Annotated in this window: 22 protein-coding genes; 18 read left to right on the top strand and 4 right to left on the bottom strand. The window is 69.3% G+C overall.

Annotated elements, in window-relative coordinates; all coding sequences use genetic code 11:
* Position 1 precedes the first annotated feature (1 nt).
* Entirely contained in the window at positions 2-1345 is a 1344-nt protein-coding gene (locus OG897_RS27065) for an erythromycin esterase family protein (protein WP_266660632.1), read from the bottom strand.
* Between the two features lie 169 nt (positions 1346-1514).
* Between OG897_RS27065 and OG897_RS27060 the strand changes: the two genes are divergently transcribed.
* Positions 1515-2252, top strand: coding sequence for a MerR family transcriptional regulator (locus OG897_RS27060; protein WP_266660630.1), 738 nt, complete (start codon positions 1515-1517; stop codon positions 2250-2252).
* Here the strand turns inward: OG897_RS27060 and OG897_RS27055 are convergent.
* On the bottom strand, positions 2249-2776 hold the full coding sequence (locus tag OG897_RS27055; protein ID WP_266660628.1) for a ricin-type beta-trefoil lectin domain protein: 528 nt from the start codon (positions 2774-2776) through the stop codon (positions 2249-2251). The two genes, OG897_RS27060 and OG897_RS27055, sit on opposite strands and share 4 nt — an antisense overlap.
* Positions 2777-2965: 189 nt before the next feature.
* Here OG897_RS27055 and OG897_RS27050 point away from each other — a divergent pair, with 189 nt between their 5' ends.
* The 3 genes from OG897_RS27050 to OG897_RS27040 all read left to right on the top strand — a co-directional run bounded on the left by OG897_RS27050 (position 2966) and on the right by OG897_RS27040 (position 8352).
* Positions 2966-6235: a BTAD domain-containing putative transcriptional regulator gene (locus OG897_RS27050; RefSeq protein ID WP_266660626.1), complete on the top strand. Its 3270-nt coding sequence runs from the start codon at positions 2966-2968 to the stop codon at positions 6233-6235.
* Between the two features lie 146 nt (positions 6236-6381).
* Entirely contained in the window at positions 6382-7059 is a 678-nt protein-coding gene (locus OG897_RS27045) for a hypothetical protein (RefSeq protein WP_266660625.1), read from the top strand.
* 186 nt (positions 7060-7245) lie between these two features.
* Positions 7246-8352 carry a chitinase gene (locus OG897_RS27040; RefSeq protein ID WP_266660623.1) on the top strand — a complete coding sequence of 369 codons (1107 nt, stop codon included), beginning with the start codon at positions 7246-7248 and terminating at the stop codon, positions 8350-8352.
* 240 nt (positions 8353-8592) lie between these two features.
* Here the strand turns inward: OG897_RS27040 and OG897_RS27035 are convergent, their stop codons facing one another.
* Entirely contained in the window at positions 8593-10149 is a 1557-nt protein-coding gene (locus OG897_RS27035; protein WP_266660621.1) for a site-specific integrase, read from the bottom strand.
* Positions 10150-10320: 171 nt separating this feature from the next.
* Between OG897_RS27035 and OG897_RS27030 the strand changes: the two genes are divergently transcribed.
* The 3 genes from OG897_RS27030 (at position 10321) to OG897_RS27020 (ending at position 12805) form a co-directional block, all read left to right on the top strand.
* Positions 10321-10521, top strand: a complete 201-nt coding sequence (locus OG897_RS27030; protein WP_266660619.1) for a DNA-binding protein — start codon at positions 10321-10323, stop codon at positions 10519-10521.
* A gap of 302 nt (positions 10522-10823) precedes the next feature.
* The gene (locus OG897_RS27025; protein WP_266660617.1) at positions 10824-11774 is read left to right on the top strand and encodes a zinc ribbon domain-containing protein; all 951 of its coding nucleotides are present in this window, start codon (positions 10824-10826) and stop codon (positions 11772-11774) included.
* 98 nt (positions 11775-11872) lie between these two features.
* Entirely contained in the window at positions 11873-12805 is a 933-nt protein-coding gene (locus OG897_RS27020; protein WP_266660615.1) for an MBL fold metallo-hydrolase, read from the top strand.
* A 70-nt stretch (positions 12806-12875) separates the two neighbouring features.
* On the opposite strand, the gene OG897_RS27015 is transcribed toward OG897_RS27020, so the two are convergent.
* Positions 12876-13736: a helix-turn-helix domain-containing protein gene (locus OG897_RS27015; RefSeq protein ID WP_266660613.1), complete on the bottom strand. Its 861-nt coding sequence runs from the start codon at positions 13734-13736 to the stop codon at positions 12876-12878.
* Positions 13737-14103: 367 nt separating this feature from the next.
* On the opposite strand from OG897_RS27015, the gene fabG reads away from it, so the two are divergent.
* From fabG to OG897_RS26960, 11 genes are all read left to right on the top strand, one after another.
* Complete coding sequence (fabG, locus tag OG897_RS27010) at positions 14104-14808, top strand: beta-ketoacyl-ACP reductase (protein ID WP_266660611.1); 705 nt, start codon at positions 14104-14106, stop codon at positions 14806-14808.
* Positions 14809-15548: 740 nt separating this feature from the next.
* Positions 15549-16526: a ParB/RepB/Spo0J family partition protein gene (locus OG897_RS27005; protein ID WP_266660609.1), complete on the top strand. Its 978-nt coding sequence runs from the start codon at positions 15549-15551 to the stop codon at positions 16524-16526.
* Between the two features lie 96 nt (positions 16527-16622).
* A complete protein-coding gene (locus OG897_RS27000; RefSeq protein ID WP_266660607.1) occupies positions 16623-16850 on the top strand; it encodes a hypothetical protein in 228 nt (75 codons plus the stop codon).
* 13 nt (positions 16851-16863) lie between these two features.
* On the top strand, positions 16864-17706 hold the full coding sequence (locus OG897_RS26995; RefSeq protein ID WP_266660605.1) for a hypothetical protein: 843 nt from the start codon (positions 16864-16866) through the stop codon (positions 17704-17706).
* A 169-nt stretch (positions 17707-17875) separates the two neighbouring features.
* The gene (locus tag OG897_RS26990) at positions 17876-18109 is read left to right on the top strand and encodes a hypothetical protein (RefSeq protein ID WP_266660603.1); all 234 of its coding nucleotides are present in this window, start codon (positions 17876-17878) and stop codon (positions 18107-18109) included.
* Positions 18110-18143: 34 nt separating this feature from the next.
* Positions 18144-18395 carry a hypothetical protein gene (locus OG897_RS26985; RefSeq protein WP_266660601.1) on the top strand — a complete coding sequence of 84 codons (252 nt, stop codon included), beginning with the start codon at positions 18144-18146 and terminating at the stop codon, positions 18393-18395.
* A 31-nt stretch (positions 18396-18426) separates the two neighbouring features.
* Positions 18427-18615 carry a hypothetical protein gene (locus OG897_RS26980; RefSeq protein WP_266660599.1) on the top strand — a complete coding sequence of 63 codons (189 nt, stop codon included), beginning with the start codon at positions 18427-18429 and terminating at the stop codon, positions 18613-18615.
* A 210-nt stretch (positions 18616-18825) separates the two neighbouring features.
* The gene (locus tag OG897_RS26975) at positions 18826-19080 is read left to right on the top strand and encodes a hypothetical protein (protein WP_266660597.1); all 255 of its coding nucleotides are present in this window, start codon (positions 18826-18828) and stop codon (positions 19078-19080) included.
* Positions 19077-19409: a VRR-NUC domain-containing protein gene (locus OG897_RS26970; RefSeq protein ID WP_266660595.1), complete on the top strand. Its 333-nt coding sequence runs from the start codon at positions 19077-19079 to the stop codon at positions 19407-19409. The genes OG897_RS26975 and OG897_RS26970 overlap by 4 nt, the downstream gene beginning before the upstream one ends.
* 148 nt (positions 19410-19557) lie before the next feature.
* Positions 19558-19770: a hypothetical protein gene (locus tag OG897_RS26965; protein WP_266660593.1), complete on the top strand. Its 213-nt coding sequence runs from the start codon at positions 19558-19560 to the stop codon at positions 19768-19770.
* Positions 19770-20045, top strand: a complete 276-nt coding sequence (locus tag OG897_RS26960) for a hypothetical protein (RefSeq protein WP_266660591.1) — start codon at positions 19770-19772, stop codon at positions 20043-20045. The genes OG897_RS26965 and OG897_RS26960 overlap by 1 nt, the downstream gene beginning before the upstream one ends.
* Positions 20046-20271: the final 226 nt, after the last annotated feature.

The raw sequence follows: 20271 nt of genomic DNA, 5'->3' as shown, positions 1-20271 counted from the left end.
GTCAGCCGAGCGAGAGGCTGTTTTCTTCCCTGAGCGGGCCTACGAAGGCGACGGCGTCCATGGCGTGCAGGTCGGCCGGGTCGAGCGGGGCGTACCACCAGCTGCCGGGGGCCCTCAGGTCCGGGACGCCCGGGTGGGCGGCGAGCGGCGCGGCGGGGAAGAAGGCGCGGGCCGGGCTCGCGTCCGCCAGCGCCTGCTGGAAGGTCTCGCCGTCGGGCTGGGCGGCGTCCGAGGGATCGGCCCAGGAGGGCGCGCACGCCGCTGCCGCCTCCGGGGTGGAGTCCGCCGCCACGAAGGCGTACCGGTCGCCGATCGCGGAAGCGGCGACCAGGGCTCCGGCGCCCCACCAGCGCTGCTCCCCCAGGAAGTTCATGCCGCACCGGGTGCGCTGGAGGTGCGTGTTGTGGGCGAAGACCAGGCTGGGGCTTCGCTGGGCGGCCGCGAGAGCGAGGAGGTTCTCGGCCATCATCGCGTCCCGGATGCCGAGCATGACCGCGATCCGGTCGGGCACGGTGGAGGCCATCGCCGCGTGGTAGCGCAGGAGCCCTCGTGCGGTGCGGGCCTGCGTGTACGCGCGGTCGAAAGCGGTGGCGGCGGTGACGTCCCCGGCGGGCTCCCGGGTGACGGCCGTGACGACCCCGGCGGGCTCCCGGGTGACGGCCCGCTGCGGGCGGAGCGTCGGGAGTTCCGTCTCGTACACCGCCAGTACGTCGGCGGCGGCGACCCGCAGCGCCCCCGCACGCTCGGTGCCGCCGATCGAACGCGCCGGGTCCTTCAGCGCTTCCGCGTCGGCCCACGGAGCGTCGTCGCCGAGGAGTTCGCGCAGCTCGTCGGCGTCGTACGGTACGCGATGGGCGGGGAGGCGGGCGGCCAGGTGGGCGTGGGCGGCGAGCAGGGCGGCGCGGGGGCTCGGGGTCAGGCCGATGTCGAGCGGCCCGTCGAAGCCGTGGAACCGCACCTGCTCGGCGGGCGGGAGCCCGGTGTTGTACTCCCGCAGGCGGACCACGAGGTCGCGGTTGGCCGCGAGGCCGCCGAAGCGGTGGGTGATGCCGGTGGCGAGGACCTCGTCGAGGTCTCCTGCGCCGGTGGTCACGTGGTCGTCGACGACCGCAGCGGCCAGGCAGTCGCTCTCGATCGCGATCGCTCGGTAGCCGTGGTGGCGTACGAGGTGGAAGAAGAGGTCGTTGCGCAGCTCCAGGAACTGTTCCGCCCCGTGGGTGGGCTCGCCGAGGCCGAGGAGGAGCGGCGAGCGAGGAAAGGAGGCGAGCAACTGGTCTGCGGCGAAAGCGAGTTGCTCCGCGTCGTCGCCGAAGTGGAGGCCGAGGGAGTGGAGGGGTGCGGGCATGGGGGTTCCCTTCAGGGATGCCGAGAGGGAGCGGGGGCGGCGGCTTCGGGGCACCGCTTCTGCCTTCTACCGTATCCTTGAAGGTTCGGTTGAGACTTTTCACCGCAACTGCAAGGTACACACCCCCTCAACCTTCAAACAGAGGTCACGCCCGGGCGACAATGGACCCATGAACCCCGGAGCACTGCGTCCCGTCGATCTCGCCCGTGAGCACGGCCTGTCCACCCAGGCCGTGCGCAACTACGAGGACGAGGGCATCCTGCCGCCCGCCGAGCGCAGCGCTTCCGGCTACCGGCGCTACACCCCCGTGCACACCCAGGCCCTGCGGGCGTTCCTCGCCCTGCGCCCCGGGTACGGGCACGGCGTCGCCGCCGAGATCCTGCGGTCCGCCGGTCGCGGCGACACCGGCACCCTCTTCCGCCTCGTGGACCGGGCGCACGCCGACCTCCTGCACGAGCGCGACACCCTTGCGGAGGTGACCGCCGCACTGGGCACGCTGACCACCGACCCGGGCCCGACCCCTGACTCGTACGCCCGCACCGACCCGACCGTCGGCATGCTCGCCCGTCAACTCGGCCTGCATCCGGCCTCGTTGCGCAAGTGGGAGGCCGCCGGAATCCTCCACCCGCGCCGCGATCCGGCGACCGGGCACCGCCGCTATCCGCCCGAGGCCGTACGTGACGCGTACGTCGCCCGGCAGCTGCGACGGGGCGGCTTCCCGCTCGACCGGATCAGGACGTTCACGGAGCAGTTGCGCGGGGCGGGCGACGCCGGTGCGCTCGGCGAGGTCCTCGCCGAGTGGCACGGCCGCCTGCACCGCCGGAGTCGGGCGATGCTGGCGGCCGGACGCCACCTCGACGCGTACCTCGACCTGGTCCCGGCCCCGGCGGCCCCTACCGAGGGCTAGTACCAGAGCTGATACGGCTGGCCGCCGTTGCAGCCGAAGGTGCGCAGGCCCTCGTGGCTGTGGTCCAGGCACCGGCCGGTGGCCTCGTTCAGCAGCTCGATGCCGCCCTGCCAGCCGCGCCGCTTCCACCGCTGGTAGGGCTCGGCGCCGTTGCCGCAGTCGAAGGTGCGCAGCCCCTCCTCGTTGCTGTCGTCCAGGCAACGGCCGGTGGCGACGTTCTTCAGGACCCGGAAGTCACCGCCCTTGTCGTAGACCGTCCACCGCTGGTGGGGGTTGTCGGCACCGCACGGCAGGGCCCGGAGGTTGTACTCAGAGTCGTCGAGACAGGACCCGGTGGCCCGGTTCTTGAAGATCTGTACCTTGACCTTGACCTCCACCTGTTCCGCCCGCTGCGACTGGCTGCCGTCCTCCGCCGTCGCGCTCGCACCGGGAAGCGCGGCGAGCACCAGCGCGGCAACCGTGGTCGCCGCCGCCGCGAACCTCGCGGGCCTCAGCCCCTTTCGGATCTCCTTCTGAACTCCCATGCTGTGGTTACCCATTCGACCGATCGCCTTCTTCGTCACGCTGTGTCCCTTCGGGTGGTGCAGGTTTCTCCTGCCCCACCACCGTCGCCGCCCGCGCTCTCGCGCCGGTCACTTCCGGGTCACCCGTACGGTGGGAGCACGCGTGCTTTCCACCCCCGGACACTCACTCTGCGTCGTACGCTCGTCACGATGCGCACACGGTACGAATTCAAGCTGCTGGGCCCGCTGGAAGTGCGCCGGGACGGCGTCCCGGTACCGCTCGGCGCGGCCAAGCTCCGGGTCCTGCTGGTGGCCCTGCTCCTGGAGGCCGGACGGGTCGTGACCGTCGACGCCCTCACGGAGCGGCTCTGGGGTGAGGAACCCCCCGGCCGGGCCCGGAACACCGTGCAGAACTACGTTCTGCGACTGCGCCGCGCCCTGGGACCGGGAGCCGTACTCACGCACCCGCAGGGGTACTTGATCCAGGCGGGCCCCGACGAGCTCGATCTGCTGCAGTTCGGGGCGCTGGTCCGCGAGGGGCGGACCGCGCTGGGCGAAGGGGCTCCGGAGCGTGCGGCGGTGCTGCTCGGGAAGGCGCGGGAGCTGTGGCGGGGGGAGCCGCTGTCCGACCTGCCCGCCGAACCGGTCCGCGACATCGTGCCTTGCCTGGTGGAACAGCGCCTGGACGCCGAGGAGTTGTGGATCGAGGCGGAGCTCACGCTCGGAAGGTCCGCCGCCGTGCTGCCGCAGCTGCGGACGCTGGTAGGCGCGCACCCGCTGCGGGAGCGCTTCTGGGCGCAGCGGATGCTGGCGCTCTACCGGTGCGGGCGGCAGGGCGAGGCGCTGGAGTGCTACCGCGAGGTGACGGCACTGCTGGCGGAGGAGCTGGGGGTGGACCCCGGGGCCGAACTGCGGTTGCTGCACGGCAGGTTGCTGGCTGCGGATGCGGGGCTGGGAGCGGGGCAGGGTGCAGGGCTGAGTGCGGGGCTGGGTGTGGCGGAGCCGGGCGGCCGGGGCTCGCCGGAGCCCGACCCGGACCCGGACCTTGAGCCGGACCCTGAGCGGCCTCCGGGTGCCCGGCCGAGCCCTCGGCCCGCGCCGGAGCCGCCCGCCACCCCCGCCCGTACCGGCGACCTCCCCGCCGAGACCACCACCTTCATCGGGCGGGAGCGCCAAGTGGCCGACGCCCAGAGGCTGTTGGAGACCTCCCGACTGGTGTGCCTGACCGGGGTCGGTGGTGTCGGCAAGACGCGTCTCGCGCTCCGGGTCGCCGCCGAGGCCGCCCACGGCTCCCCCGAGCTCTTCCCGGACGGGGTCTGGCTCGCCGATCTCGCCCCGCTCACCGAACCCGCCCTCCTCGACCGCGCGGTGGCCGCCGCCCTCGACCTGCGGGACCAGTCCGCGCGCCCGGCCGCCGACGCGGTGGTCGCGCATCTGAGGGGCCGACGCCTCCTCCTCGTACTCGACAACTGCGAGCACCTCGTCGGGGCCGTCGCGGCGCTCGTCCTGCGGCTGCTGCGGGCGGCGCCCGGCGTACGCGTGCTGGCCACCAGCCGGGAACGGCTCGGTGTGCCGGGCGAACACGTGCTGCTCGTACCGTCGTTGACGCTGCCCCGGACGGGCGGGAAAGCGGATCCTCGCCAAGCAGGAGGAGAGGCGGAGTCGGACTCGGACTCGGAGTCCGAGTCCGAGTCCGAGGCGTTCCGGCTTCTGGTCGAGCGGGCCGGGGCCGCCGCACCCGCCTTCCGGGTCACCGCGCGCAACCGGGGTGCGCTCGCCCAGCTCTGCCACCGGCTGGACGGCATTCCGCTGGCCGTGGAGCTGGCCGCCGTACGGCTGGGGACGATGGCCGCCGAGGAGGTGCGGGACAGGCTCGACGACCGGTTCCGGCTGCTGTCCGTACCGCACACGCGGGCCGCGCCCACGCGCTACCAGCAGACCCTGCGCGGGGTGGTCGACTGGAGCCACGACCTGTGCACGGCTGGGGAGCAGCTGCTGTGGGCGCGGCTCTCGGTGTTCTCCGGCGGCTTCGACCTGGAGGCGGCGGAGGCGGTGTGCGGGGAGGAAGCGGATGACGACGAGAAGGGGACAGGAGCCACGGCCTTCGGCGACACCGCTCGCGCGGACATGCCCGATGTCGCTGGCGCACAGACGCCGGACATCGCTGGCGCACAGACGCCGGACATCGCTGGCGCACAGGCGCCGGACATCGCTGGCGCGGACCTGCCCGACACTGCCCGCACGAACACGCCCGCCACTGCCCGCACGAACACGCCCGACATCGCCCGCGCGGACGTGCTCGACCTGCTGACCGGGTTGGTCGACAAGTCGATCGTCCTGGTCGAGCCGGACCACGACGGGGCCTCCCCCAGGGCCCGCTACCGACTCCTGGAGACCCTCCGCCAGTACGGGCTCCAGCGGCTGCACGACCGGGACGCGACCACCGCCCTGCGTGTCCGGCACTGCGCGCACTACCGCCGCCTCACCGCCCGCGCCGCCGACCTCTGGTGCGGGCCCGACGAGGCGGACTGGCTGTCGCGGCTCGACCGTGAACTGGCCAACGTCCGCGCGGCCCTGGACTTCTGTGCGACCCGCCCCGGCTGGGCTGCCACCGGTCTGGAGATCGCCGTGAACCTCACCCGTACGCGCACCTGGTTCTTCTGCAGCACGCTGGGCGAGGGCCGCCACTGGCTGGAGCGGCTGCACGGCCAAGCGGAGCTCGTACCACCGCAGTTGGAGGTCGCGGCGGCGGCGATGAAGGCGTGGATCGCCATGTGTCAGGGTGACGCGGAGGCAACGCAGACGTTCATGACCCGGTGCCGGGCACTCGCGAATCCGGCCGCCGCACCGGCCGTGTTCATCGAGGGCGCGCACGCCATGCTGGTGGCGGGGGACCCGGCGTCGATCGGCCTGCTCGCGCGGGCCAGGTCAGGGTTCCTGGCGGTCGGGCAGACCGGGGACGCCCACATGTGCACGATGCTGTGGGCGATGGCCGCTGCCATCCTGGGCGACCGGGAGACCGCGTTCCGCGCCCGTGACGTGTACGTGGCGGAGACCGGGCGGGCGGCGGCGGAGTACGCGCGGACCTGGGCCCTGTGGTGCGCGGGACTCGCCGAGGAGCGGCACGGCGATCCGGCGCTGGCCGTCGCGCCGATGCGGGAGGCGCTCGTACGGCAGCACGCGCTCGGGGACCGATGGGGTCCGGTGTGGGACCTGGAGACCCTCGCCTGGGCGGCGACGGCGACGGGGCACCACCGCAGGGCGGCCGGACTGCTGGGGGCCGCGCACGGATTGCGGCAGGTCACGGGGGTTTCGCTGAGGGGCCTGCGGCCGTTCCACGACGTACATCTGGAGACGGTGGAACGGGTGCGGGAGGCGCTGGGCGAGGAGGAGTACGGACGGCAGTGGGACAGGGGGACGCGGGCGGAGAACTGTGTGGCGCTGGCACTGGAGCTGACGGAGTCATTGGTGAGGGTGTGACAGGGGGCGCTGCGATTGCGGGTGGTGGGCTGGTGGCTGAGTGTGATCGGAGGGCCGCCCCGCAGGACCAGGCCGCGCCCCATGTCTCACGTCCCGCGTCTCACGCCCCACGTCTCTCGGTCGTACCACCGGAAGGAACCCACCCCATGGGCCACACCGCCACCCTCTCCGCCGCCGTCACCGTCGCGCTGTGCGGGGTCCTCACGCTGGGCCCCGCTGCGGTCGCCTCGCCCGAGGCGCGTACCGCTCCGGCAGCCGCGTCGACGACCGCCGTCCCCGCCCTCTCCCCGTCCGTGACGCAGCTGGGCGACCAGGACCGGGAGAAGCTCGCATCCACCTTCCAGACCGTCAGCAAGTTCGGTACGGCGTCGCAGCAGACGGGCAAGCTGGCCGGGATGGTGGTCAAGGGCGAGAAGGACAAGACGAAGCTGGACAAGGCGCGCAAGGACTCCGACAAGGGCCTCGACAACCTGCTGGCGATCATCCCCGGAGGCTCGCCCGCCAACTACGCGGGCCGCGCGGCCCTCTCCCCGGCGGACGCTTCCACGGCCGCCGCGTTTGCCGCTCGTGAGGGGATGAAGGCGGCGGTCGCACTGATCAAGGCCGACACGAAGGCGCTGGTCGAGGCCGCGCTCAAGGCGGATGTCAGCGGGTTCATGAAGGTCGGCGGAACGCTTGTCGTCCACTTGGGCCAACTGGCCACGAGCATCTTCCTGGAGATGGGCCTCGGCGCGGTCAAGGACATCCTGCCGCAGCCCCCGAAGGTCTCGGGCTTCCCCAGCATCCCCGGCTTCCCGGGGGCGGAGGCGACGACCCGTCACTGAGTCGGAGCAGTGCGGGGGGGAGGTCTTCAGTACCGAACGGCGCACCACGGACCTCCTCCTCCCCTCCTCGCCCCTCCCCGTACCAACCTGGTCCAGACCTCTTGACGGCTGGTCTGGACCTATCTAGCGTGTGGGCGCACCACACCCCCCTTGCGTCTCCCGGTTCCCCCACCCAGGAGGTCCAGCATGTCCCCCCGCGCCCGCACGTCACTCCCCCGCCTCCCTCGCCTGCCCCGCCTGCCTCGCCTCCTGACGGCCGCCCTCGCCGCGGCCGCTGTCATCCCCCTCACCAGCGCCGCCGCCTCGCCCACCACGGCCACCGCCGCTCCTGCCGCCGACACCTGTCCGGTGAAGTCCAAGCCCGCCGGAAAGGTGCTCCAGGGGTACTGGGAGAACTGGGACGGCGCCGCCAACGGCGTCCACCCGCCGTTCGGTTGGACGCCGATCACCGACCCCCGCATACCCCAGCACGGCTACAACGTCATCAACGCCGCGTTCCCCGTGATCCGCAACGACGGCACCGTCCTCTGGGAGGACGGCATGGACGCGACGGTGAAGGTCTCCACGCCTGCCGAAATGTGCCAGGCCAAGGCGAACGGCCTGACGCTCCTGATGTCGATAGGCGGGGCCGCCGCCGGAATCGACCTCAACTCCACGGCCGTGGCGGACAAGTTCATCGCGACGATCGTCCCGATCCTCAAGAAGTACAACTTCGACGGCATCGACATCGACATCGAGACGGGCCTGGTCGGCAGCGGACAGATCACCAAACCCTCTGCCTCCCAGGCCAACCTGATGCGCATCATCGACGGCGTCCTCGCCCAAATGCCGTCCAACTTCGGCCTCACGATGGCCCCCGAGACCGCGTACGTCACCGGCGGCAGCGTCACGTACGGCTCGATCTGGGGCGCGTACCTCCCGATCATCAAGAAGTACGCCGACAACGGTCGCCTCTGGTGGCTCAACATGCAGTACTACAACGGCAGCATGTACGGCTGCTCCGGCGACTCCTACTCCGCCGGCACGGTCCAGGGCTTCGTGAAGCAGACCGACTGCCTCAACAAGGGCCTGGTCATCCAGGGCACGACCATCAAGGTCCCGTACGACAAGCAGGTCCCGGGCCTCCCGGCCCAACCGGGCGCGGGCGGCGGCTACATGAGCCCCTCGCTAGTCTCCCAAGCCTGGCGGAATTACAACAACCAGCTCAAGGGCCTCATGACCTGGTCCCTCAACTGGGACGGCTCCAAGAACTGGACCTTCGGCAACAACGTCAAGACCCTCCAGGGCCGCTGACCCGCCCCGGCCCGACACGCTTCTCACGCACCACCGCTGCCGTGCCCCCACACGACAGCATCCCACCGTGGGCCGTTCCCCTTCCCCCCTTGCGGAACGGCCCACGACGCCATGCCCACTGCTGTCGGGCGACCACATTTCCGTGCGCCAACGGCCGGTTCCCTGTCTCCCCGGGAGCCTCCGACGCGTCCGTTTTGGGTAGATCTCCGAGTCCCCGGGGGACAAGCGGGGGACAGCGCGTTACGCAGCCTCAGCGTCTTTCCCCGGGGTCTCGTCACGGGGGACGAGAGTGAGGTGCGATCCCTCCTGCTGGCCCTCCGCGGTGGGCGTTTGCCGTGGCACGAGGGCGACGGGTGCATCCGCTTCGGCTTGGGCGAACTGAGGCATCAAGCTGGTGTAGGTCTGAGCCGTCAGGACGTAGGAGCTGTGCCCGAGGAGTATCTGGATCGCCTTCATGGAGAGACCTGCGGCGAGGCTGAGCGAGGCCGCGCAGTGTCGTAGGTCGTGAAGGCGGATGGGCGGCAGGCCGAGCCGCTTGATGAGGGCTTCGAAGATCTGGCTGATGTTGTCGGGGTGGTAGGGGCGCCCGTCTTCGTAGGTGAAGACGTATCCGGTGTTCTGCCAGATGCCGAGTGGTTCGCGTTCCTTGCGCAGTTCTTGCTGGGTGGATCGCCAGGCGAGCAGCAGGTCCTTGGTTACTGCGTCGAGGGTGATGGTGCGTTTTCCGCTGCGGCTCTTGGGAGTGTCGGTCCACACTCCTTGCCCGTGTCCGGTGACGAGCTGTTCGGAGATGCGGATGGTGCCGGCTTCGAGGTTGGTCTCGCTCCAGCGCAGGCCCGCTGTTTCGCCTCGGCGCGTCCCGCGGAAGATCATGAGGTGGAACATGGTGTAGAGGCGGTGGGTGACGGCCCCGTCGAGGAACTGTCCGATCTGGTCGGGGGTCCACACCATGACGGGCCCTGGTCTGGTGCCTGTTTCCTGCCAGTGGATGACTCGCTCGCGTGTCCACACCAGCGGTTCGGGCTTGCGGTAGGTGGGAAGGGAGACGTTCTTCGTCCAGTTCTGTGAGATGAGCCGTTCGGCGACTGCGTCTTTCAGTGCACCGGCCAGCATGTCCTTGATCTTGCGCTGGGTTCCGGGGCCGGTCTCGCGTCGCGGTCTGGCCATCGCCTCTCGCCGTGCGGCCTTCGCTTCGTTCCACCGGGCACGGAGCTCTGGGGGCCTGGGACGCGTCGCGGCGCGCCATGCGTCGTGGGCGACCTGGCACGCCAACGTGGCCTCGTCGGCGAGTTGCCGGTTGATGGCCCTCTCCTCGTTCTCCCGCCAGACCTGTTGGAACATCGCCTGTATGTGCTTGTCGCGTAGCTCCCGCATCTGAAGGTTGCCGATGGCGGGAATGACGAGGCTGTCGATATAGGCGCGGTAGTCGGTTCTGGATCGCTGCTTGAGGTCGAGCCGCTTGTCGAGCCATCGGTGGAGGTACTGGCTCACGGTTTCCCGGGAGTCGACGTCGATGCCGTCCTGTGAGAGGTCCCAGAGCCGTTGTGCTGCTTTGGTGGCCAGCGTGCGGGTGACGAAGCCGCCTTTGCGTGGGCGCCTGCGTTCGCCGCTGGGGCTGTCGGGGAGCTTGACGTAGTAATACCAGCTGCCGTGGTCGCGCTTCTCGAGTTCAGGGCAGGAGGAGCCGAGTTCCCGAACCTTGACGTTGCCGGCGGCGTCGAGGACAGGATGACCTTCGTCGTCGAGTTTGGGTGTCGTGCACTTGCACCGTCGGTAGATGGATCCGTCGAAGGCCATGGGGTTCCTCACGTGGGTCGGGCTGTCCGTATGCGTCTTGATCTTTCTGTAGCGAAGGAGGCGCTTCCTTGACCGCCGTATGCTTCTGGCCAGGTGGCGCGGGGAAGAAGGATGTGCCCACCTATGTCTGCTTCTTCTGGTGTCCGTCGTTCGGGTTCCGGTTCTCACGGGATGACCCTGGATGAGGTGCTGGCGCTGCCGGTGAGCGTGAGCGTGTCGGTGGCCGCTCGGGCGTTTGGGATCGGCCCGGACAAGGCGTATGCGTTGATCAAGGCGGGGTCGTTCCCGGCGATGACGGTGCCGGTCGGTGACACGTTGAAGGTGGCGACGGTGACGATCTGGAAGGCGCTCGGCATCACACCTCAGCCGTGACATGTTGGCACCTATTGCGTGGTTCGGGATACCGGCCCGATCGCCTTTCACCTGGCAATACAGCCCTATTCGCCCCCATGGCGGACGGTCGCATCCAGAGGCCGCCTGGTGACGCACGCCACGAACCCTGCACACCCAACGGAGATCAGAAGAGCTCTGACCTGCAATTTTCACAACTCTCTAACAGGCTGGCACCCCTCTTGGAGTGTTGACCCCTAACGAAAACCCGTACCCTGACCTATTGAGGAGCTAAGCGGTCGCTAAGCGGCAGGCAACCGCGCTCCCCGACGGAGGGACTGTCCATGGGGGCTCGGCTGACGGGCTACGCGAGCACGGGTGGCCTTCACCCGCAGGAAGCCAAGGGGTTGCGTATCGCCTCTTCGCTGCTGCTGGACGAGGAGGCGCCGCCCAAGGGTGAGGTCGTGCGCACTCTGAATGCCAAGGGGTTCCGCACTTCTCGCGGAAGCGAGTGGCGGACCAACGTCCTCATGCGCACGCTCCTCCATCCCGGTATGGCGGGCCTTGATGATGACGGCAACCCGATCGAGGGGCACGAGGAGTCGGTCCTCACCGTCGACGAGCGCAACCAGCTCGTCGCGAAGTACGGGCCGCCCGCAGACAACGAGAAGGAGGGGGCTGCTCCGCGTCCGGCGTATGACTACCTACTGACCAACGGGCTGTCGGGGTGCGGGGTGTGCTCCTGCGGGATGGTCGGCGCCCGGGTGACCGGCGACGGCGACCCGAGTTACCGGTGCCCGCCTCCGAGGGACGGGCACGCGTCGTGCGGGCGGATTCGCATGACGGCCGACCGCCTGGAAACAGCGGTGGGCGAGCAGGTGGTTGCCGAGCTGCTGCGCCCCGGTGTTCGCGAGCAACTGGCCCAGTTGCAGCAGGACATCAAGGACGAGGTGTCACGTCTTCGCCTCCATGTGGAGAGTGCCGCGAAGAGGTTCGCCGAGCTGGGCGATCTGTACGGGCGGGGCCTGCTGGTGAAGGCGGCGTTCTTGGCCGCGCAGCAGGCGACGAAGCAGGACCTCAAGGAATCTCGTGTCCGCCTGCGCCTGTTGGAGCAGGTCGACGGTTTGGACCTTGGCGGGGTGACGGACGTGGTGGCGTGGTGGAACAGTGCCCCGCAGTTGTCGCGTCGCGCCCTGGTCGGGCTCGTGGCCGAGGTTGTGTACGTGCTGCCGTCCGGGCACGGGCCGCACGATCCGCACGAGCGCATCAACATCGTCTGGCGTACGGCCAGCTGAGCATCTTCACCTGTACCACCATTTCACCCTGACCGCCGCTTTCGGTTCGACCGGCACGGCCGGGCCGTCGGCATGCCTTCATAGAACTGGATCTAGTCTTGACCGCGCCGTCTCTGCGCCCCCTGTCCGCGACGACCTGGGCTTGGGTGCACGACCGCACCGCCTGGGGTTACAGCAACTGCGGGCTGATCGCCTCCGAAGGTGAAGCCCTTCTGGTGGACACCCAGTTCACCCTGGAGGAGACCCGCGCACTCCTGGCCGCGATAGACCTGGATGTCCCCGGTGCGGCGGTCACCAGGGTGGTGAACTCGCACGGGAACGGCGACCACACCTGGGGCAACCAGCTCATACCCAGGGCCGAGTTCATTACCTCGAAGGCATCAGCCGAGAACCTGTGCCAGGAGATGAACCCCGCCCAGCTCACCGCCTTGAGCCGGTCCCCCGCCACCACCCCTGTCGCGGCGTACGCGGCCGAGCACTTCGGCATGTTCGACTTCTCGGGCATCACTGTGCAGCCGCCGACCCGCACGTTCACCGGGCACACCACCGTCCAGGTCGGCGGCGTGCAGGTAGAGCTCCTGGACCTGGGGGCCGGGCACAGTCACGGGGATGTGGCCGTGCACGTCCCGGACGACGGGGTGGTCTTCACTGGAGACGCGGTGTTCAACGGGGCGCACATGGTGGTGTGGTCGGATTCGCTGCGTGCCTGCGTCACGGCGTGCGACACCCTCCTGGGCACCGGCGCCCAGGTCTTCGTGCCGGGGCACGGGCGCATCACCGAACGGTCCGGGGTGATCGAGATCCGTGACCTGCTGGCGCGCGTCCTGGACGCGTCCGTGGAACTCGCTACGGCCGGCGTCGGGCTGGGTGAGGCCGCGTACCGGGTGCGGGAAGCTCACGGGGGGACGCTGGCGCACCCGGAGCGGCTTTTCACGGCTGTCGCCGCTGCGTACCAGGACGCGGGAGTCGAGGGCGTTCCCGCAGGGACACTTCCCCTTGTGGAGGGGATGGCGGCGCTGGCCAGCGCCTGAGCAGCTGGGGCTGGTGTGCGGGCTCCCCCTTGCGGGCGGGAGCCCGCAATGCCGTCCGAGAGGGCTCGGTTCAGACCCGCCTGGGCAGGGGCGCGGTGACCGGGTAGGGCGTCCGGGACGGCGGCACGTCGAGGCCGTCGGCGCACTCTTCCGCCGGGATGACGAACATGAGGCGCTGCGAGCGGGCACCCATGGGTTCGTACGCGCGGAAGACGACTTCGAACTCCTCCTCGCCGTGCCCGGGGAGGTAGAGCTTGCGGCGGTGCCCGTCGGGGTGGGTGACGGTCGTCAGGTCCTGGCACAGGCGTCGCGCTGAGGCGGTGTCGCGGGCTTTGACGTCCGCCAGGAGGGTTTGGAGTTCTTGGTCCTCGGGGTGGGCTTCGGCGCGCAGGCGCAGTTGGGAGGACATGGGCTTGGCCCAGTCGGTTTCCCAGTTGATGAGCTGCAACCGGGCTTCCTGGTAGGTCAGGGCCCAGATCATGACGTTGACGCCGTGCTTCATCCAGGGCCAGTCGCGTTCGGCGGCCTCGTTGTACATGAGGACGTTCCAGTGCCAGTCGGAGATGTAGGCGGGCCAGGGCTGGACGCGTATGAGGGCGGCGGTGGAGGGGTCGACTTCGGTGGTGGGGACAAACCTCTGCGGGGGGACTTCTCCCGTGGTGAAGACGTACAGGGTGTGGCGCTCGGCCTCGTCGAGGTCCAGGACACGTACGACGCCTTCGAGGAGTTCACGGGTGGGCTTGACGACGCGTCCCGACTCCAGCTTGCGGTACCAGCCTTCGCTGATGCCGAGGAGTGCGGCGAGTTCGGTTTGGGTGAGTCCGGGCTTGGCGCGGTCACCGAAGCGGGCGGTGAACCCGGCGACTTGGGAGGGGTCCCGCCTCTGACGCCATTTCTGAAGGAAGGGCGCGATCTGACGGTTACTGGACATGGGTGCGCCACTCCTGATGAAAGGCAAAGAATCGGAAAAGACTTAGGCGACCCTAACGGAAAATTCCCGCCAATCGGACAGCCGTGCGTGGCGGGCACTCTTCCAGCCCTCACTCCACCTTTCGGACATTCAGCCAATTACGTAACAGATCAGCCGCCTGGTAGCCGCCGCACCGGTACCGGAAGGACCGGTTCCGCCAGTACCGGAAGTGTACGGATAGGAATATCCATCGAACGCACATCCGGTCCGGGTGTCAGAGTTGATCCGCCGTCAGGCCCCGTCAGGAGCGGGTACCTGGCGCGCTTGCCCGCACGGCGTGACCTGCCGGAGCGGAGCTGTATCGACCAGAACCGCGGAAGGAACTCCCATGAGCCGCAGCGTTTTCATCACCGGTGGCAACCGAGGCATCGGCCTCGCGATAGCCCGGGCCATGGCGGCCGACGGTGACAAGGTTGCGGTGACCTGTCGATCGGGCGAGCCTCCCGCCGGGCTACTGGGGGTGTACTGCGATGTCACCTCCACTGAGGACGTCGACGCGGCGTTCACGCGCGTCGAGAAGGAGCACGGTCCCGTCGAGGTCCTGGTGTCCTGCGCCGGCATCACCCGGGACGGCCTGCTGATGCGCATGTCCGAGCTGGACTTCACGGACGTCATCGACACCAACCTGACGTCCGCCTACCGGGTCGCGAAGCGGGCCAGCCGGGGGATGCTCCGCGCCAGGAGCGGGCGCATGATCTTCGTGTCCTCGGCCGTGGGGCTCCTCGGCGAGGCCGGGCAGTCGAACTACGCGGCCTCCAAGGCCGGGCTGGTCGGCTTCTCCCGTTCCCTGGCCCGCGAGTACGGATCGCGCGGCATCACGTCGAACGTGGTCGCCCCGGGCCTGACTGCCTCCGCCATGACGCAGGACCTTCCCCAGGAGCGGACGGAGGCGATGGTGTCGCAGATCCCCCTGGGCCGTATCGCGCAGCCGGAGGAAATCGCTGCCGCTGTGCGCTTCCTCGCCAGCCCGCAGGCGTCGTACATCACCGGCGCCGTGCTGCCCGTGGACGGCGGCGTCGGCATGGGCCACTGAGCCCACAACTGGCGGACGCCTAGGGGGGGCGGTCCGATCACCGCGGGGCCGCAAGGAAGCGGCCCCGGACAGAGGGGCAACGGCAACGTGACCATCGACGCGCAGCGCGTAGCTGCGCTCGCAAAGCTGCCCAGGCGGGGACGACAGGGCAGCAGCAGTTTCGACCCGGCGAAGGCGACCCAGGTTCTGGGCCTGCGCGGCGGGACGGACGACCGGCTGGGGAGGCCGGTCGCCTGGAGCTCGGCAGCGTGCGTGAACCGCACGGGCGGCGACGACGCATCAGAGCCGGAGACCTCCGGGGAGGAAGCGCGCGCGGTGTGTGCGCGCTGCCCGATCCGTGAGGACTGTGCGACGGCCTTGATGGCGGGTGCGCCCGCCGCAGTACGTCAGTGGCGAGAGCGGGCGGACGGGGGTCGCGCGCAGGGCTGCTGAACGGCAGGAGGGGAAAGGGCCTGCGGTGGTACCGGATTTACGGTGCCGCCGCAGGCCCTTCATGCGTTTCGGGGGTAGGGGCTCGCGGCTGGGCATGAGGGCTGACGGAGGGCAGTTCTCGCCTAGGGGCTCGGCGTTCCGCGAGTGGGTTTCCGCAGGTCAGAAGCGCCGGAACTCCCTCAACTCCTTTGTGGCGCAGATCACTTGCCCCCAGGCCCGGGGAGCTGGACCCTCCCCCCATTGATAGTAGAATTTAAATACAAGGTGAGGGCAGGAAGTCACACCGAAAACACCTCTTGGAGATCGAAATGCTGCGCAAGCTCAAGATGACCCAGATCCACGCCAACCCGAACCAGCCGCGCGAGTACTTCGACGAGGAGAAGCTGAACGAGCTGGCGACGGCCATCAAGACCTACGGCCTGATCCAGGCGATCGAGGTCCGCCCGGACAACGAGAAGGGCGGGTACGAGATCGTCTCCGGCGAGCGCCGCTACCGCGCCCACCAGATGCTCGGCCTGACCACGATCAAGGCCACGATCACCTCGGAGAAGAGCGAACTCCAGCGGTTCAAGCGGTCGATGTCGGAGAACGTGAACCGCGAGGACATGACGCCGTTCGAGGAGGCGCACGGATACCAGCGCATCCTGGACGAGGAGGAGGGCGCGACGGTCGAGTCGGTCGCCAAGGACTTCGGGAAGACGGTCGCGTACGTCAAGCTGCGCCTTCAGCTGCTGGACCTGCGGGTGGAGTTCCAGGAGCTCGTGAAGGCGGAGAAGATCGGCACGCAGGCAGCCGTGCAGATCGCGCAGCTGAACTTCGCGAACCAGGGCGCTCTGCTGAGCAAGTTCGTGCGCGGTGAGTTCAGTTCGGACAACGAGATCGTGCACTTCGCGTTCGCGATGAAGCAGCAGCAGGACCAGCCAGTGCTGATGATCGTGGAGGAGATGACGGAGGAGCAGCGCGCGGAGCGCACTGCGACCCGCACCAAGACGCGCAGCACGCTGGACGACATTGAGCGCCTGATCGCGAAGCTGGACGAGATCGCTCAGACGGACCCGTTCAAGCTGGCGGAGGCCCTTGAGGGGCAGATCGGGGCCCAGCAGGAGAAGTTGGAGCGGGTGGCCAAGACGCTGACGAAGGCGCGGTTCCAGCTGAAGCAGGCCAAAGCGCACGCGGAGGCCAAGGAGGTCGTGACGGTCAACCCGGAGGCGGAAGCCCCGAAGAAGGTGACCGTGACGGTCAGCCCTCAGGAGAAGGCCCCGGAGAAGGAGCTTGTGGCGGTCTGAGCAGGAGTTTGGCGGTCCGCGACAGCGGGCCGCCCCTCGGCCAGGGGGCGGCCTTACGCCCCCTCCTCAGAGCCCTTCAGGACCTGGAGCACCGTCATGAGCAACACGTCCCGCCGGCCGCAGTGGACTGCATTGCAGCGCGCCGACTTCGACCGCACCGCCCACCACGAACTTCCCCTCGAACCGATTCCGGCGCGCATCCCCGCCGCCGTCGACAGGTCGGGGACCGAGGCCCTGTTCGGGGAGCCCGTGCAGGCACCTGGGCGGCCTCGCACCGCGCCAAGGAAGCCGCACGACGCCGATGGCCAAGACGAACTCTTCTGATCAGGAGACACCGATGCCCGTACGCCTGAATCCGCCCGCACCGGCACGGCCCGCTGGGGGCTGGAACCGACTGTCCCTCAACGCGCACATGTGGCAGGAGGACGACCCGCAGTGCGCCCTGCGGCCCCGCTCGTACCCGACGTTCACCGAGAGCCAGAACACGTTCCGCGCCCGGTGGGGCGGCTTCGGAGACTGCATACGGCCGGGGGGCGATTGCCGGTCGTGCCCGCTGCTTCAGGCGAGGGAGGTGATGCCGCTGAATGCGCCCGCGGTGCTGGTCAGGGTCGAGACGGTGTACGTCGGGGACATGTTCACCACGAGGCCCGTCGACAGGCTGTGGCTGACGCTGGGGCCCGAGGACATGTCGTTCCACGAACGGGAACCGTGGACGTGGGAGCGCCTGACCCGCCTGGAGGGGTGGCAGGTGGGGGCCCGGTACCGGGACGCAGCCAGTCCGGGACTGTGGTTGCACCGCACCGCCTACGCTGTCGCCCCGCACGTCGAGGTGCACACGAGGTCCTGGCCTTCGATGACGCGGCACGCGTTCCTGGTGGGAGGCACGAGAGCGGCACTGCTGACGTGCTCGGGCCGCTGCCGCCACGACAGCGGTGAACTACTGAACGCCATCGGCCACTTCGCACCGGAGGAACCTGACGACGGCACCCTGGCGGTGAAGGTGTGGAGGGTGCCTGTACCTGCCGGGCCGCGAGGCCGCAGACGACTGGTGCCGGGCAGCGATCACGTGGCGCTGGCGGAGGATGACAGGCCGATTGCCCGGCTGTCGTTCGATGGAAGCCGGTGGTCGGAGCAGCAGATAGCCGGGGCCTGGGCCGCGCTGCTGGAACACACTGCCTGACGGAACGGGTTCGCCGGGACTTCGGCCTGCGGGTCTCTTCGGTCCCTCAGCGTGAACGTGGGAACAGGGGGGTGGACTTTCGGGAAGGGCTGGACACCCCCCTTTTTCATAGTAGACTTTAAATAACAGAGGGAGGGGGGAACCTCCCCGGATCACCAAGGAGGGGCAGATGCCCACAGCGCCGATCGAGTGCTTCGAGCTGTACGGCCGCGACGCCCCCGAGTGCGAGAACTGCGAGGGGGCTAAAAGCGAGATCTACCTGCACGGGCCCTACGAGATGCACCGCGAGTGCCCCGACTGCGCCGGGACCGGCCGCGCCCTCAAGTGCCCGGGATGCACAGATGGGACAGGGTCGACCGGCGACACCTGCCCGGTGTGCGACGGCCACACCTTCCTCCTCTGATCTTAAATAGGCCGCAACGCATGAGAGGCAGAACATGACCCTTGGCGACAGCCTCGTCCACGCCGCATTCACCACAGGCAACGGCTTCACCCGCAGCATGACGACCGCCGGCACCGTGCGGATCACCGTCCAGACCCCGGACGGAACCCAGCACTTCCTGCGACCCGACACAGGCAGCGCCGCCGACTGGCGAGCCGCCGACCTGGAGAACCCCCGGGGAGGGTTCCGCTTCGACGAACCCGTCTCCGAGGAATGGGGACTGGGACTGGAAGCCCTGGCCGGATAGCCCGCTCACCAAACAGGAAGGACTGCACGTCATGGGATTCCAGAAGGGCGACCACGTCACCCCCAGGAAGCCGCCCGCACCCGGCGAACTCCGCCCCTTCGGCAGGGTCACAGGCTGGGGAGCCTGCCCCTTCCAGGGGGCGAGACTCGTCATGGTGCGCTGGCCCGGCACCGAACGGGACATCTCCCACTCACCTGAGGAACTGGCCCACGTGGACTGATCCATCACCCTTCAATAGGTCGGAACATTAAAGCGTGCTAGGTTCTTGATCGTTGTCAGGTCCAGGCACGACTTGACCACCCACCGCCTTCCGGACGGGCAGCGACCCCCCGCGCCCCGCCCGCCCGGAACGGCTCGTCAGATACGAGCCACCCCTCAGGCCGGGACCCGCCCACCCAGCGGGTCCCGGCCCACCCATGGAGAAACCCAGATGCCTGCCGACCTCACCCCCTACGACACCGACCTCTACGCAGCACTCATCGCCGAGCGGTACGGCCGCCCACTGGCCGACATCCTCCAAGAGGCAGCCCCCCGCCCCGTGCAGGAACTCCTCAAGGAACAACGCCGCCGCCCCGCGAAGACCCGCAGGCCCCCAACCCCCATCCCCAGCCCGGACCCGAACGCCGCCGAACACTGCGCCATCGCCTACGCCGCGACCGCACCCCGGCGCCGGAGGAACACGTGAGCACCGACATGACCGAGGAGCGGTTCCGTCGCCAGGTCCGCCAGCTCGCCGCCATGCGCGGATGGACCCTCGCCTACCACACCCACAACTCGCAGCGCAGCGACGCTGGTTGGCCCGACGAGGTCTACGGCCACCCCAAAGCAGCGCGAACCCTGTTCGTGGAACTCAAGACCAACACCGGCCGCATACGCCCCGCTCAGCGCGAATGGCTCCAGCACCTCGCCGACTGCGGGTTCGAGGTCACCCTGTGGCGGCCCCGGGACCTCGGCCTGATCGTCAACACCCTCGCCCCCGCAGGGCCCCGTGCCCAGCTCCCCGACAACCTCTGAACCGAAAGAGCATCATGACCGGCAACGACCACGCCCACGGCACACCCCCGCACCCGGGTTCCGTGTGGTGCTCCAGCTGCGACAGCTGGTTCAACATCGTCACCAACACCTGCCGCTGCAACAACCGTTGACCGCGATGCTTGACCTCATGAACCACCCCGCGAAGCCCGGCACCGCCGAGCCGTCCCCCCAGCCCCCGCACGACCAGCACCGCACCACCCACGACGCTCTGACCGTGATCGCGGACCTGGCGAACGGCCTGTGCGAACACCTTGCCGACGACCAGTGGCGCACCGCAGACCGCATCCGCCAGCTCGCTGAAGCCGCCCTCGCCGCCAACACCCCGAACGGAGCCTCCTGATGCACGTACGGTTCGACACCCTGCCCGCCCCCCACCGCAGCCAGGAGGCGTTCAACGCCGCCGAGGCCCTGCGCGAACGCCCCGGCGCCTGGGCACACATCGACACCCACGAAACGATCAACCGGGCCGCCAACCAGTCCCACCGCATCCGCACCGGCAAACTCGCCGCGTTCCGGCCAGCGGGCACATTCGAGGCGAAGGCGCACAGCACCCGCGAGGGAACCGCCGAGGTCTGGGCCCGCTACACCGGCCCCAGCGAAGAGCGGGCCATCTGAGCAGAGTCAGGGGCCTCCCCTCCTGCCGACGACAGCGCCAGAGTTAGGCCGCCTACCAGTACGACAGGGAATGGGTAGGGGCCGTCTATCTGTGGGAGGCCGGAGACGGGGGGTGGGCTGCGGCACGGGGTACGGCCACACCATTCACCCCCGACCTACCACGGCACCGTCATTCGCAACGCCGCCACCCGTGCACTGCTTTCACTACTCGGACTGTAGGCGCAGA

Source organism: Streptomyces sp. NBC_00237 (assembly GCF_026342435.1).
Taxonomy (GTDB): Bacteria; Actinomycetota; Actinomycetes; order Streptomycetales; family Streptomycetaceae; genus Streptomyces.
The sequence above is the reverse complement of the archived record's forward strand: the minus strand, read 5'-3'. Positions and strand labels throughout refer to the sequence as shown.